Source organism: Ruminococcus flavefaciens MA2007 (assembly GCF_000621845.1).
GTDB lineage: Bacteria > Bacillota > Clostridia > Oscillospirales > Ruminococcaceae > Ruminococcus > Ruminococcus flavefaciens_E.
Genome location: NZ_JHXF01000014.1, coordinates 21,528 through 36,265, shown reverse-complemented (window position 1 = coordinate 36,265; position 14,738 = coordinate 21,528). Strand labels below are relative to the sequence as shown.

Below are 14,738 nucleotides of genomic sequence, written 5' to 3'. Positions count from 1 at the left end.
TGTTGGGCTGATGAAGTCCATAATGCGGCTGTCTTACCCATGTCAGAAGATACTGGGTAAACGCACTGCCAAAGGAAAATTCAGCATACGAAACATCTGCGGCAGCCAAAGGTGTAGAGTTCTGCAACAGGATCTATCATGAGGAAAAACTGCTGACAGAACTTACTGCTGAAGAAAGATATGAGCAGCGTCTTGTAAAGATCAAGCCTTTACTTGATGCTTTTTTTGCATGGGCTGAAGAGCTTCAGCTCAGTGGTAAGAACAAGCTTGTTGACGCAGTCAGATATACTCTCAATGAAAAGAAATATCTGTATACGTTCATTGAAGACGGCGATGTTCCTATCGACAACAACAGAGCAGAAAATGCTATCAGACCTTTCACAGTAGGTCGTAAGAACTGGCTGTTCAATAATACAGAGCGCGGTGCAAAATGCAGTGCACTTTTGTATTCGATAATTTCAACAGCACAGGCTAACGGTATGGACGTTGAAAAGTATCTGACTGACCTGTTTTCAACCACGTCAGGTACGATACTTCTACCGTGGAATAATTGATAAAGTTTATCCTCGCCATAGGCGAGGATATTTTTATATCTTATTTGACGCTTACCATTATTCTTCAATTATGAGTCCACTAAACTCATATGGTCTGAATACTACATCTCTATCCCGGCAGTGTATTATAAGCGTTGTATCCATAGTAATATCTTCAAGCGGATAATCAAAGTCCATAGTTTTGTCCTCACGCTGTATCACCTGTTGTATATCCTGTCTGAACGGCAGACAAGGACGAAATTCAACTTCATAATTTAATGAATAAGCGCTTTCACTTGTTATTTTTGCCTTTACAGCGTTGAATGGAGTATCAACATGAACTCCGACACGTATTTTACCCCATGGGACAACTTTTCCGTTTGCGGGAACAGGCTTGCCGTTTTCGTCAAGCAGTTTTTCATCGTCTACGTATACACAGTTGTTTTCTTTATCTATTTTGATATCTTTTTCTTCCTTGTTGCTTATCGGAACAATAAATGGGTGCTTTTCATCTTCATCGGGATTGGGATATTGATATTGTACACCTTTATTCGTTACTTCAGGTATAAATGATATCTGGTCGGACTTTGCAAGTCTCGGATGTACGCAAAGAAGCTCATAGGCTGTTCCGAGAAGTATTGCGAAAGCAAGTATTATCCCGAACAGTATTTTTGTAAGCCGCATTTTTTTCTTAACCTTTTTCATTGGCTCGATATTTTTTTGATCCGGATTTATTTTTATATCACCTTTTTCCATATCCTCATACTCCTTTCTGCATTCACTGCATTCAGCAATGTGTTTTTCAACTTCTTCCTTGCTGACTTCAGATAGTGCATCGTCACAGTATAGAGGAAGCAGATCTCTTATAATTTCACATCTCATAATATTACTCCTTTCTGAGTTTTTGCTTGGCACGATAGTACGTTACTCTTGCCCAGCTTGCATTCTTTCCGAAAAGCTGACCTATCTCCTCAAATGACATAGCCCCTGTTGCTCTGAGAAGCAGTATTTCTTTTTCACGTTCGGGCAGTTCGTGTATCTGCCTGAGTATGTACATCTTGGTATCAGTACTCTCTGTCTGGTCGTCAGGTGGTATTATGCTGATATCTAGTTCCTCAATATCAGGTTCCTTTGATACAGACGGATGATATTTTCGTCTTTTCAGCTCCTTGAGCCAGAGAAACTTTGCAATCTGGCAAAGCCAAGTACAGACCGAACATTTGTTGTCGAACTTGTTAAGGGAGCGCAAAGCCTGAAGAAATGTTTCTTGCGTCAAGTCCTGTGCTGTATCAGGTTCACGGCATATACTTATAAGATATGCATACACCTTCTGCCCGTATTTCTGATAATAGTCTTCAATCTCTTTATTCATCCGCCGTCCTCCTTTCATTGATTTCAGAAGCTTCTGTATATTAGTACCCTGAAAATGAAAAGCGTTACATTTTTTTGTAACATACTCCCACCAAAATATCAATTCCTTTTTATCGCAGATTACCAAAGTTGTAAAAAAGGCAATTCAAGATGTTCAACCTCAGACCACCTTTGCAAAAATTTTAATTATTTTTGCTGTTAAACCACCTTTATATCACTTCATTGCTCATAAAAACATTGATCAATATTATTTCTAAACAAACCATGTCCTATCCAACTGTCGGGTGAGAGTAAAAGAAGTTTTAACTGCCTCATTTGCAGGTCTGGTCTGGTTTTATCTTTTATATTCTACCAGATTTTTTGGCGTTTGTCGACTATTCTTTCAGTATAACACATCAATTTTTCTGTTTTTGCATTATCTTTACAAAAATGATGCCCACATACTATGCATTCCTCTGGCAGATTTTCCATGCCATTTTAAAACATAGTACGTAGGCATTATGTTTCTGTTATTCAACAGGCAGCGTGAACATAAACGATGTTCCCTTGCCCACTTCGCTTTCAGCCCATATTTTTCCACCGTGGGACTCGATTATGAACTTGCAGATAAACAAGCCTAGTCCCGTGCCTGTTTCGGATTGCTTGCCCTTGTAGTAGCGCTCCCAGATGTGGGGCATATCCTCTTCCGAGATACCGCTTTTGTACCTCATTTTCAAGAGCCCAGTAAGTTTTTTTCGTTAGGCGGCACAAAGCCGCCTACGGGTACTGTATCAATTAATTGTATTATCGAGAAGCTTCACAGCTTCATACGCCCCAGAGAGATTCTCATGAGCATACATATTCAATGTCGTAGAATTCTGAGCGTGCCGGAGTATACGAGCTGTTGCTACTGGAGATGCTCCGCTTCTTATTAGCGAACTTGCCGCATAGTGTCTCAAACAGTGCAGGACTACATCCTTCGGTAAACCTGCTTGCTCCCTGAGCTTTGCCCAGAAGGCACGATACCTGTCGGGACTGATCATATCACCTGTATCCGGATCTCCGCAGATGAAAGGGTCATTTATGTACACCGGGCATTTCTTAGCCTGCTCTGTCTGAGCCTTCATAGAGACCTGTATCTCCCGATATAAAGATTCAGGTATAGGCACAAGCGCCTTTGATGCAGCCGTTTTCGGTTCAGATAGAACCCATCTAGTTTTAGAAGTACCTGCAACAGGCTCACGCTTCACGGCGTACTCCACATTGAGACAATTATGTTATCTTTATCCAGTATTAGCGGCATTCTGTCATGAATATCTCTAACAGTGCCTGCTGCTTCTCGCGTCAGTATTGAAAACATAGGTATCTGCATGCCATCATGCTCCTCATATCGATAAATTCCTGCGATATATGTGATATCCGAGCCTTCCGTCTGTATGGCAAACTTAATCTTCTTAGTATTGCGGTGCTCAATCATGCTACGGTTATCGTCCTCATATACTGGATATCCCCATTCATAATACCATGATGCAGGAATAACACACCTTCTCCTGTACCATGAATCTTTCCACAGAGGCTTGCTGTCAGCAGTCTCTATACGGCAATTTGCAAGAGGCTTGGTAGTAGCTTGATGTGTAAATCCCCATGCCATAGGGAATATTGCCATATTCCCATACTTGTTCGGTGCAAGAACAGGAGCTATATCTGCTGGATATAAGTCACCGGACATGATAAGGCTCTTACCGAGCTTAATGGACATATCTTGGGCTAAAGCCATTTTCCTTAGCTTTATGAGTACTTCAGCCATTTCTCTCGGCTCGATTCGTAAGGACATACACATGAAGACCACCTCCCATCAACACAACAGCAGAATATATGTTCTGTTATGATTATAACACAGATGATCTGAAAAGTCAATATGGATTAAGAACCGCCCACATGGGGCGGTTTTCTGTATATGTCATGTATTTGTCTTGTAATGAAGAAGCAACTATGTTACCCCCACATCTGTGGGAGTATATTTTGTTAAATTTTGTACTACAGTATAATGGGAGCGCAGCGGCTTGCTAATTTAGAAAGTAATCTGGTATACCGACAATGTGGAATCACTGATAATGTTACATGGTTAGGTAGTAAAGGTATACGGTACTATCAAGGATCTGACCATCTAGTATCATTCAATCTATTACACTACTATTCCCCGTCAATACCACTTGAGTCATACTGACGATACTGAGTCTGATGATATTCCCACTATCATACACAAGTTGCTTCGTTCTTATAAACTATTACAAAGGAGTTAGTAATATGAGCTATTACAAACACAAGAAGAAAGCACATACCCGCGATGAATCCGAGCGCAGAGATAATGTCTCCGCTATACGCTATTCGGATGCTGAAGGTAAAAAGATCAAGGAGAATGCAAAAGAGGCTGGAATGTCTGTAAACAGCTATCTGGTAATGATGGGTGTTAACCGTAGAAACGCTCTTACACCGGCGTTGTTAGTTTTCCTTCAGAATCATACTAACTTTGTATGCTCTCTGGTTGAATTAACTGCTATTGACGAAGTTGTGACTATGCAGGAAGGAATGAATGAAATATGGCAAAAATTATCATAATTCGTAACACATACGGTGGAACCGAATACTTGCTTAATGCTCTGGAATATGTATCTGACGCACGCGCTCTCTACCGTCGTGGTTTCGGTGTTAACCCTTATAACTACAAACAGGCATATGACCAGATGCTTATAGTTAGAGAATACTTTGGAAAAACCAGCGGCAATCCACTTGTGCATATAGTGATTGCTTTTAACGATGAAGTGAAAGACCTTGAAACTGCTGCGGAATATACCCAAAAGTGTGCGTCTTATTTTTCCTCAATGTATCAAGTCTTATACTGTACTCACATGAAAGACACTCATTGTGGTAGTATGCATGCTCATTTAGTCATTAACTCCGTCAGCTACCTCAACGGTAAGATGATAACAACCGGATATGAAGAAATGTATTTCTTCAATGAATATGTTTCTGAAGTTACTGGTCAGAAGTGTACTTTTGAATTCGATAACAAAGCATTGTATTAAACGCTTATAATCCCCTCAATTATGCTTAAGACAGAAAATCCAAACATGCACATTATCAAACAGCTGTACTTATGTATATTATGGTCTCCCCGCAAGGGGAGATCGCTGTTTGATGCTGTTTACGGTCAATGGAAATGTCAATATCCTGAAATGAACTGCTGCTGTGACCAACTATACGTGAACATGAAAAACGCCCTCTGTACACGAAGGCGTTTGCTATGTATTATTCTAATGAATCCAATATTGTTGAAATATCCTGATTAAGAATCTCATCAAGATTCCAACGCTTGTAAAATTCTTTGTAAGCGCTTTTTACATATTCCTCCGTAGGTGCTATCCAAAATACAGGCTCATAACCTCCGTCATCATCTGGACTTTTTCGCCAGTTCACGATATATGGGAATAACACTTCACACATTGCTTCAACATCAAAGTCCAATACAACTGGCTCTTTTTTAGCGTAGTAGTAGTAAACCATCATTAAAGCATTATATGTATACTTTAGCTTGTATTCAGGTCGCATCATTCTCATAGATGGTGATGCGTTAAAAGTAATTTTTTCTCCCTGCTCTTCGTGCTTCATATCCATGTGATAGTCTTTTATAAAAGCCTCGTTTTCAGACAGAAACAAATCAGCACCGCAGTAATGATAGATAGGTATATGCTGCTTTTTTAGTGAACCGCGTATATCTCTTGCGTTGACAGTTATGGTTTTTGTATTGATATTAAGAGTATCGCTGAAGCTTAAAACATAATAGTCTACTCTCTTGTCAGCTTTTTCAAGGAGCTGAATGAACTCGTCAAGTACAAGCATTACAGGCGTATTCTCATAATGTATCTTTCTATTGTGATGAAAGAAAAGGTTCTGAAACGCAGAATGCACTTCAATGAGAATGATAAGCATGTGGTCAGCATTCCTTTTATCTGCTTCAAATCTAATAGCACTTTCATATTCATCAATACTTTCCATGTGCGTATCTATATCCTGTTTGAAGCTCGAAATGAAGGTATGTATCGTTGCATAAGCAGCATTGTTAGAATGATGGCTTAATACATCGCACATTTCAGATATTGATTCTTCGGGAATTCCTTCGGAATTGAGAATTGTTTCACGCCACTTATTATAGTAAGCTTCCGTGCGTTTTTGATGTATTATTCCCAGGGATTGATACCTGTCATTCTTTGTCAAGTTCGAGATATGATCAACTCTGAACTGCTCAATACCAACTACAATACCTCTTTCATTTGGGCTTTTAGGAACTAAATAACGTATAAAGTCAGGTCTTTCTCCTGAGTCGCGTTCAACATCAATACCTGACATCAGTTTGCCAATACGCTTACTATCACCCTTTTGAGACAGGAGATTATTGATTGCTGTGTTTAAGCATTTTGATTCTCGTTCCTTCTTTTCTCTTTCCTGCTTATTCATATCATATACCTATGACTCAATAAACACCCTTACAAGACCTTGATGTTTTTCCTCAAGGTCTTTCTTTATTCCAGCAGGATTTCTTAGTTTTCTATCAGGATCATACACAAAGCAGTATATTTTCTCACAGCCTTGATGCTTCTGATACTGTTCAATATCAATAATAAGCTGATCCCTTAACTCTTTATCCTTCAATCCCGAACGTGTCTTTTTCACTTCGATAAATGTTTTTATATCGGGAATATAGAAGTCTGTACGGGATGAACCGCCTGCATATGAAGGTACAGGTTCTTCATCACGCACATCATCAAAATACATCTTCAAAAGGCTATGTAACAAATCCTGTACATCGTATTCATCATTAATTATTAAAGTCTCACGTTTGGCATGTCTTCTTGTCAGTTGCAAAGCAACTTCCTTAAAACGTGTAAAGATACGCTCTATTTCCTTTTCAGAATCAAATGTATCTGATTCACTATCAGATAACTCAGTAAGGTAGTTTTGCAGGCCTAGTTTTGCCGTATCAAGACCTTTCTTGCAACTCTCAATATATATACTATCCGGAGTATGCTTCATTAGATTTCCGCGAAATGAAAAACGAATGCTACAAAAATCATCATATTCAGGGCTATCAGAACCGAAATGATGATACATAAAGCTTTTAGCTTTGTTATGCCAAGCTTTAAACTCAGGAGTACTGTCTTTTACTTTATGCTCAATAAGCACATCAATCTCATCGATTATTTCCTTGAGCTTTTCAATATCAGTCATAATGCCTCCTTTAATCCAGCGCCCCCAACGCCCTCTCCAGCACATCAGCAATACGTTTCTGCTCGGCGAGTGGTGGGAGTGGGATTATCATTTTAGAGAGTGTTTGACCGTTACAGTTAGGCTGTGCGGTTGCAGTTGTTCCTTGACGCAACTGCTTCCAATAAAAATCGCTTTCCATAAATAGTTTTAAGTATTTTCCGCATAGATTAGAACTGTATCTCGTTCTAATCAAGTATCCTGCATATACTGCTTCTTCAGAGATATTATCAACTATGAACGATTTTCCTACTGTTCCTCCTGTTCTTGCAAACAGAATATCATTGTTTTTAAGAATGTAATTATTGATACTCTCTTCATCAATATCGCAATATGGTACACTATTCCACTGCACCTTATTGTCTTGAATATCGGTTATTCTCACCATTTTAATTCTTCCACTTTGTTTTGCGGGGGCGTTATAGCCATACTGTATAGACTCTGATAAATTGCCCCAACGAACCCACATCCAATTCTCCGGAATCTCGAAAGGCACTTCCTCAGGTGAGACAGGCGGCAGGGGCTTTTCCTTTTTGAGCTTGCCTTCCTTGATGAGCTTTTGTTTCTCCGCCTGTATCTGCTGATAGAGTTCCTCGGCAGTTCCGTCGGAGGGGAGCTGTTTTGTGAGCTTGCCCTGAATGCCTGCGGTAATGAGTTTGGCTTTGAGTATCTGCGAATCTGCGGAGTATTTCTCCTGTGCCTTGTCAATGGTATCGAGTAAACGGAATATCTCCTCAACCCGCTCAACTATACGCTTTTGTTCGGCGAGGGGCGGGAGTGGGACAGGGATTTTGTTCATTCTATCTTGATTTAGCTTAGGCTGTGCAGACCCAGTTACATAGGGAACAAGGCTAATTGCATTTATGTAATACAATACAAAATCCAAATAGTTCTCAATATAACAGTCTAAAACATGAGCATGATTATTTACCCAATATTTGCCTTCAGCCATAAAAGCTATAGGAGTGCTCCTACTTAATAAGTTGGCTCCGTCCTCACCAATAAGCAACAATCTTTTGTCAAAAAGATAATCTTCAACTTTATCAATTATTCCCGATGCTCCATAGTAATCATAGACTTTTTTAAGTTTCTTTCTATCTGCAACTGATACAGGAATACGTTCTGAATCACGATTCCACATAATATCGCCAAAATTAACCAATTTCCAATTGCTCGGAATCTCAAAAGGTATTTCATCCGCCGATATTTCTGGCAAAGGCTTTTCCTTTTTTATCTTGCCCTCATTGATAAGAGCCTGCTTTTCAGCCTGTATCTGCTGATATAATTCCTCCGCAGTGCCGTCACTCGGAAGCTGCTCTGTCAGCTTGCCCTGAATGGCGAGGTCAAGGATACGGCTTCTCAGTGCTTTTGTATCTATCACAGGCTTATCCCTCCAAGTATCTCCCTCAGAGAAGCCAGAGCGTCATTGATAACATCAGCCTGCGCCTGCATATCGCCGATTATCTCGTCAACAGAGCGCTCGTCCTCCTCGGTAAAGTCTATCCACTTGAAGTTCAGGTCCTCACGCTGACTTACTTCCTCAGCGCTGAAACGTCTCCACCTGCCGTTGGGATTCTCCTCGGAGCAGGTAGGCTTTCTGTCCTGCATATGACCTGCACAGTAGCACTCTACAAATTCATCAAGGTGAGCCCTTGTCATAGGCTTTGTAGCCATAGTGTGCTTGACATCTGTGCGGTAGTCGTATACCCATATATCCTGCGTAGGCTTGCCTTTTTCAAAGAACAGCACGTTTGTCTTTACGCCGTTTGCGTAGAATATGCCTGTGGGAAGTCTCAGGATAGTATGCAGGTTGTAATTCTTCATCAGCTTGTCACGGACCTTCTTCGTAGCGCCACCGTCCGTGAGAACGCTGTCAGGCAGAACAACGCCAACACGTCCGCCTGTCTTTACGATAGACATGATGTGCTGTAAGAAGTTTACCTGATTATCGGAAGTCTCTATGAATCCACGTCCGTCGAAGTCAATGGCAACACTGCCCTGAGGACGGGTTCCGAAAGGCGGATTAGTGATGATAACGTCATAAAGCTTGTCCGAGGTATCAAGCAGGGAGTCCTGATATACTATCGGACTTTTCTTTGTGCCTATATCGTGCAGATACAGGTTCATCGAAGCTAACGTCACAACGAGAGAGGTATTATCCGCACCGAAAAGAGCGTCATTCTTGAGGAACTTCTGCTTTTCGGAGTCCTTGCTCTGCTTCTTCATATGGTCATAAGCTGCCAGCAGGAATCCGCCCGTACCACAGCACGGATCGGCAACAGTCTCGGTTATCTTCGGATCAACAACGTCCACAATAGCGGAGATAAGCGCTCTTGGCGTGAAGTACTGACCTGCTCCGCTCTTCTTGTCCTGTCCGTTCTTTTCAAGTATGCCCTCATAGATAGCTCCCTTGAAGTCGCCGTCCATAAGGTACCAGTTCTCCTCAGATACCATATCAAGCACCTTTTTGAGCATAACGGGACGGTCTATCTTGTTTGTAGCTCTTGTGAAGATAGTACCGATAAGACCTTTCTCATCGGAGAGAATTTTCAGTATCTCCTCATACTTCTTAACGAGATCGTCGCCGTTCTCCTTGATAAGAGCCTTCCACTTGCAGTCCTCGGGAATAGAACTGCCGAGACCGAATTCTTCCTTTTCATCGTCCATTTTCAGGAACAGGATATATGTGAGCTGGGTGATATAGTCCGTAAAGCCAACGCCTGCCGCTGACAGTACATTTGCTATATCCCATACTTTTTTCAGAAGTGCAGATTCGGTTTTCTGATTTGCCATAAATTAAGCCGCCTTTAGTAATATTCTTGATAATGCAGTGATCTCTTCACTGAACTTCGGAACCTGTCCGAATGTACGGATACCCTGTCTCCATAGGTCAGTGTTGATCTCGTTGAGGTCAGTAACGGTGATAGCTCCGTCATTGACGATGAATTCAGCTATCTGCTTCATAACATCGATCTGGTCAGGAGTAAGATCACGCTGCGTCTGACCGCAGTACAGGTTGAAACGCTGAACAAAGCCGTTCATAAGGCTTGTCAGCTTGAGGTTCTTGTTATATGCGTACCTGACAAGCTGTATCAGGTTAGTGAGTGCCTTTACATTAGCTCTTGTATCAAGGTCGTCAACGCTGCCCGGATCGAGTGTCTTATAGTACTTCCACAGCTGCGGAGCACTGAAATGACTGCTCTCAGACAGAAGCCTGTCTCTTAGGTCTATAAGCATAGAGTGTGTTATCAGCGTATCTTCCGAGTTGTATATGATACGCAGAGCCTCGATACTGTCCTTGTTGTCGTTTATGTATTTCTCAAAGTTCTCGGTATATGTCTTGGCAGTCTCCTTGGAGAATCCTGCGCTTATAAGCGTATCGGGATCCTCGTCAGTTGTGAGGATATATCCCTGTCTCATTTCAAGGAGCTTCTTCCTTGCAGGTATATTGCTGATGAGCCTGTCGATTAGAGTCATACGGATATGGTTGTCATCCGAAGGACTTACATAAGGCGGAAGCTGTCCGTCGTCAAAAGCTTCCTGTATAGAAGCTGCAAGGTCTTTCGGGGAGTAGCCATAGTTGTCAATGAAGTATTGCAAATGATGTCCGAAGAAGCGGTTATCCTCATAACGCCTGTTTATCATAGCACAATAGTCACGGAGCAGGAACAGGTTATCGTCACTTAGTTCATTATGTGACAGACGCTCAAGCAGCTGTTCAAGCGTTAATCTTCGTATAACAGGACCTGGACCGGGGCCTGGCCCCGGCATATCCTTTTCATGTTCTGTTACGCCGATAGCATCGACAATGTAGTAGCATTCTTTGACATCAGCATTGGGCGTTACTTCACGTAGTTTATCTTCATTGATAACACGGCAGCCGCGGCCTTTCATCTGTGTATAAAGTACCTCAGACATAACGTCCTTCATGAAGAGTACTATCTCAAGAGGTTTTACGTCAGTACCTGTAGCTACAAGAGTTACTGTTACTGCAATACGGAAGTCCTTCTCATTACGCAGATCACGGATAAGTCCGTTTGAATCATCGGATGAATAAGTGATCTTCTGAACAAAATGCTCAGGTACTTCATTGTCAGGGAATTCACGCTTGAATACGTCCTTGACAGCCTCTACTATCTCCGTTGCATGATTATCGTTCTTGGCGAAGATAAGAGTCTTGGGGATATATTCCCATGACTTTTCACGCTCAGGGTAAAGATCTTCATATATAGACTTCTTGAAAACTTCCAGTACTTCGCGTATCTGCTGGCGGTTTACAATGGACCTGTCCAGCAGGTTGTTTTCATATTCTTTATCCTTATCAATGATATAGGTTGTATCAGCGCCTGTTCTTCTGGCTTTTTCAGTTACTGATGTGCCTTTATCAAGAGAACCACCGTACTCGGTAACCTCCGTCATGATACGGTATACACGAGCGGGTACGTTTACGCCGTCAACTACCGAGTGTTCATAGGTGTAGTTTTCAATGATATTATTATTGAAATAAGCGTATGCTTCCGACGTAGGAGTAGCTGTAAGACCAAGTATATTGGCTCCCTTGAAGTAATCAAGCACAGCCTTCCACTTTCCATATATTGAGCGATGGCACTCGTCGACTATTATGAACTGGAAATAGTCTGGAGGAATAGTAAGGTCGTCTCCGAGCTGGATAACAGTATCGTCGTTCTTTTCCTCACTCTCGGTGATACGCTCATCCTCAGCATCCTCACTGTCGTCGCTGACAGCTTGTCCTGTCATAATAGCAAAGAGCTTTTGAATTGTAGATATGACAATATCGCCCTTTAGATCCCCTTCGCGTTTAAGGCGCTTTATATCATAAAGGACGTTCATTTCCTTTTTATTCTCAGTCATATTGAACTGACTGAACTCACTCTCGGTCTGCCTTGCGAGGTTATTTCTATCAACAAGGAACAGTATACGCTTTGTGGAAGTATAGTTCAGCAGACGATAGCTTGCGAGACAGGCAAGGTAGGTCTTGCCACTACCTGTAGCTAATACTGCCAGGTTCTTTTTCTTTCCGTTCTTAATGGACTTCTCAAAGTTAAGTTCTGCGTTATACTGGCAATCTCTGAGAGATTGCTTCTCAAGTTTTGGCAAAGCTCCATACTCAGAAGAACGCTTAATCAGGCGTAGCATCTCCTTGGGAGTATGCATCGTATCAATTTCAACGTAGTCCTCATCCTCAGATAGCAGGTTCTTGAACAGTATCTTCTCACCGTTTGACATATATACAAGCGGAATAAAACCATTCTCCCATAAGCCATACCATGAGAGTGGAGTACGGGCGTAGTTCTCTGCCTGTGATTCAACATCTTCTCCGAGAGGATTATCAGCTCTTTTTGCCTCCAGAACGGCAATTGCCTTATTATCTACGAAAAGCAGATAGTCGCTCTCTTTATTGCCCTGAGTCAATGCTTCTCTGATAGCAGAAGTAGTCTGTGGGACATACTCGTCCCTGTCAACAACATACCAGCCGGCTCTGTTGAGCTTATCGTCTATTTTAACACGAGCTTTCTCTTCTGGGAGCATAACTATACCACCTTTCGGAAGATATCATATATGTATATTATAGCTTATTTCAACAGAAAAGGCAATAGATATCCGCTGAATTAAGTAATCATTTAAACAAGCAAGGTATGCTGCCCATTGTTGCGGTTCTGCTATATGTATTTACATATTACCTGCGATGTGCTATAATTGGTGATAAGAGAAATGATAAAGGAGTTACATATGGCAAATCAAGAGATTATTGACAGAGACACGTATAAGAAAATCAAGAAAATGAACCGAGAGGAGCTTACAAAATTCATTCTTCAGTATGGAGACGAGCTTCTCGGAGAACAAGGCAAAACCATTGATCTCCCGGCTCTTGAGGCTGAACTCAGTAAGATCAAAGGTATCGGTGGTAAGCGCCTTGAGAAGATAATGACTGTTGTCGAGAAATTTTTGGATGTTGAATAGAGGAAAATATGAAGCTAATATTGAAAATGTTGCAAAAGGCAGTCATTGTAGTAACAGTACTGTCGCTTACCATAGGCACATCGGTCACTGCATATGCAGCAGATGTAGACTCAGTTCTGAATGACGCCGAATGGACTTCTTACGTTGAGCGTTCCATTGAAATAGATAAAACTCCCGGACTCTCCGTTGTAGCAGTCAAAGGATCAGATGTAGGATTCAAGACCTGGGGATATGCCAATATTAAGGATAAAACTCCCATGACCGAAGATACTCTCGTACATATCGGCTCATGTTCAAAAGCGTTTACGGCATTGGCTGTACTGCTATTACAAGAAGAAGGAAAACTCTCTATAGATGATAGTGTTTCTGAGTATATCCCCTGGTGGCACGTTACATATAAGGGAAAAGATGCGGATATAAAGATATGGCACCTTTTGAATCATTGTTCAGGCATACCTAATGCAGCGACAATGGCTGAATATCCTATCAGGACTGATGCAGATGAAGAAGAAATAGCTCATATTGCTGAAAACCTTGAACTGAAGTATGCTCCCGGGGAAACTTTTGAATATTGTAATCTTGGTTATTGCATCCTTGCGTATCTTGTTGAAACTGTAAGCGGCATTTCATTTGACGAATATGTTGTAAAAGAGATAATGCAGCCTATAGGTATGACACACAGCGGTTATGATCTGCCCGTAGCACAGGGATATTTATACTTCTGGAATACACTTAAACCTTACAATGATCCTCATGCAAAAGGTATTGAAGGCGAAGGGTATGCAGTAACAACTGCTTCAGACATGGCTTTATGGCTGAAGGCGCAGATGGGAAAGCTTGATCTTCCCGATAAGCTGGCAAACGCTATTGCTGCATCTCACGAAATAATCGAAGCGCATTATCCAAGTGACGGAATAAGAAGTGACTCATCTGACAGCAGTTATTTCAACGGCTGGTATATCTCAGATGACGGGATAATTGAACACGGAGGCTGGAATCCGACTTATAAGGCTCAGGTAATAATAGATCCAGCCAAAGAAACAGCCGTTTTTACAGATTGCAATTCTACGGCAAATACTCAATGGTATGCAATGAGAAGCTGCTTTGGAAAGCTTACCGGTCACAACGAATATACCGAAATAGTGAAGTGCGATATGTTGATAATCGACATCATTGCCTCTGTTATCTCAATCGCAGTTTCCTTAATAATACTCTTTGTGCTGATAATGCTTCTTACGCAGAAAAAGCGGCTAATGAAGAAAACAAGTTCTCCGAAAAAGGAAAAAGCCCTGCTTTGTGCAAGGCTTGTATTATTGATACCTCTGCTTTCCCTTTCAGTATCACTGCCATATATCCTTGGTGCCGTGATGGGATATCCTGGGTTTGGATATCAAAAGGTCTGGGCATGGGGCGGTCAGTCGGCTGTCGTTATGGGACTGTTTCTCGATGTATTGTTCATATTACTGATCATTACAAGTATTAAGCGATATATCATCAAAAGGCGCAACAGCTGAATTATCAGACTTGGAGACCGTCCGTTTAAGAATACTC

Annotated in this window: 14 protein-coding genes and 1 pseudogene; 5 read left to right on the top strand and 10 right to left on the bottom strand. The window is 41.5% G+C overall.

The window, feature by feature from the left end; all coding sequences use genetic code 11:
• Nucleotides 1-35: 35 nt before the first annotated feature.
• A pseudogene (locus T497_RS18795) lies at nt 36-419 on the top strand (IS66 family transposase); the annotation flags it as partial.
• 192 nt (nt 420-611) lie between these two features.
• On the opposite strand, the gene T497_RS17455 reads toward T497_RS18795, so the two are convergent.
• The 5 genes from T497_RS17455 to T497_RS16195 form a co-directional block, all read right to left on the bottom strand.
• Entirely contained in the window at nt 612-1,415 is an 804-nt protein-coding gene (locus tag T497_RS17455; RefSeq protein WP_051530574.1) for a zf-HC2 domain-containing protein, read from the bottom strand.
• A 4-nt stretch (nt 1,416-1,419) separates the two neighbouring features.
• On the bottom strand, nt 1,420-1,905 hold the full coding sequence (locus T497_RS0107850) for an RNA polymerase sigma factor (protein ID WP_028515149.1): 486 nt from the start codon (nt 1,903-1,905) through the stop codon (nt 1,420-1,422).
• A 508-nt stretch (nt 1,906-2,413) separates the two neighbouring features.
• Entirely contained in the window at nt 2,414-2,614 is a 201-nt protein-coding gene (locus tag T497_RS0107845; protein WP_028515148.1) for an ATP-binding protein, read from the bottom strand.
• A 60-nt stretch (nt 2,615-2,674) separates the two neighbouring features.
• The gene (locus tag T497_RS0107840; RefSeq protein WP_028515147.1) at nt 2,675-3,133 is read right to left on the bottom strand and encodes a tyrosine-type recombinase/integrase; all 459 of its coding nucleotides are present in this window, start codon (nt 3,131-3,133) and stop codon (nt 2,675-2,677) included.
• Nucleotides 3,130-3,690: an SOS response-associated peptidase family protein gene (locus T497_RS16195; protein ID WP_080693334.1), complete on the bottom strand. Its 561-nt coding sequence runs from the start codon at nt 3,688-3,690 to the stop codon at nt 3,130-3,132. Before T497_RS16195 ends, T497_RS0107840 begins: the two co-directional genes overlap by 4 nt.
• 500 nt (nt 3,691-4,190) lie before the next feature.
• Between T497_RS16195 and T497_RS0107830 the strand changes: the two genes are divergently transcribed.
• A complete protein-coding gene (locus T497_RS0107830) occupies nt 4,191-4,502 on the top strand; it encodes a plasmid mobilization protein (protein ID WP_028515146.1) in 312 nt (103 codons plus the stop codon).
• Nucleotides 4,484-4,969, top strand: a complete 486-nt coding sequence (locus T497_RS0107825) for a relaxase/mobilization nuclease domain-containing protein (RefSeq protein WP_028515145.1) — start codon at nt 4,484-4,486, stop codon at nt 4,967-4,969. The genes T497_RS0107830 and T497_RS0107825 overlap by 19 nt, the downstream gene beginning before the upstream one ends.
• Nucleotides 4,970-5,192: 223 nt before the next feature.
• Here the strand turns inward: T497_RS0107825 and T497_RS0107820 are convergent, their stop codons facing one another.
• The 5 genes from T497_RS0107820 to T497_RS0107800 are packed head-to-tail and all read right to left on the bottom strand — an operon-like array spanning nt 5,193 to nt 12,755.
• On the bottom strand, nt 5,193-6,398 hold the full coding sequence (locus T497_RS0107820) for a hypothetical protein (RefSeq protein ID WP_028515144.1): 1,206 nt from the start codon (nt 6,396-6,398) through the stop codon (nt 5,193-5,195).
• 9 nt (nt 6,399-6,407) lie between these two features.
• The gene (locus tag T497_RS0107815; RefSeq protein ID WP_028515143.1) at nt 6,408-7,169 is read right to left on the bottom strand and encodes a hypothetical protein; all 762 of its coding nucleotides are present in this window, start codon (nt 7,167-7,169) and stop codon (nt 6,408-6,410) included.
• Between the two features lie 10 nt (nt 7,170-7,179).
• Nucleotides 7,180-8,586: a restriction endonuclease subunit S gene (locus tag T497_RS17450; RefSeq protein WP_051530573.1), complete on the bottom strand. Its 1,407-nt coding sequence runs from the start codon at nt 8,584-8,586 to the stop codon at nt 7,180-7,182.
• Nucleotides 8,583-9,998, bottom strand: a complete 1,416-nt coding sequence (locus T497_RS0107805) for a type I restriction-modification system subunit M (protein ID WP_028515142.1) — start codon at nt 9,996-9,998, stop codon at nt 8,583-8,585. Before T497_RS0107805 ends, T497_RS17450 begins: the two co-directional genes overlap by 4 nt.
• Nucleotides 9,999-10,001: 3 nt before the next feature.
• A complete protein-coding gene (locus T497_RS0107800) occupies nt 10,002-12,755 on the bottom strand; it encodes a type I restriction endonuclease subunit R (RefSeq protein ID WP_028515141.1) in 2,754 nt (917 codons plus the stop codon).
• Nucleotides 12,756-12,956: 201 nt separating this feature from the next.
• On the opposite strand from T497_RS0107800, the gene T497_RS0107795 reads away from it, so the two are divergent.
• Nucleotides 12,957-13,187 carry a hypothetical protein gene (locus T497_RS0107795; RefSeq protein ID WP_028515140.1) on the top strand — a complete coding sequence of 77 codons (231 nt, stop codon included), beginning with the start codon at nt 12,957-12,959 and terminating at the stop codon, nt 13,185-13,187.
• Between the two features lie 8 nt (nt 13,188-13,195).
• Nucleotides 13,196-14,701, top strand: a complete 1,506-nt coding sequence (locus T497_RS0107790) for a serine hydrolase domain-containing protein (protein WP_080693329.1) — start codon at nt 13,196-13,198, stop codon at nt 14,699-14,701.
• The last annotated feature ends 37 nt before the right edge of the window (nt 14,702-14,738 follow it).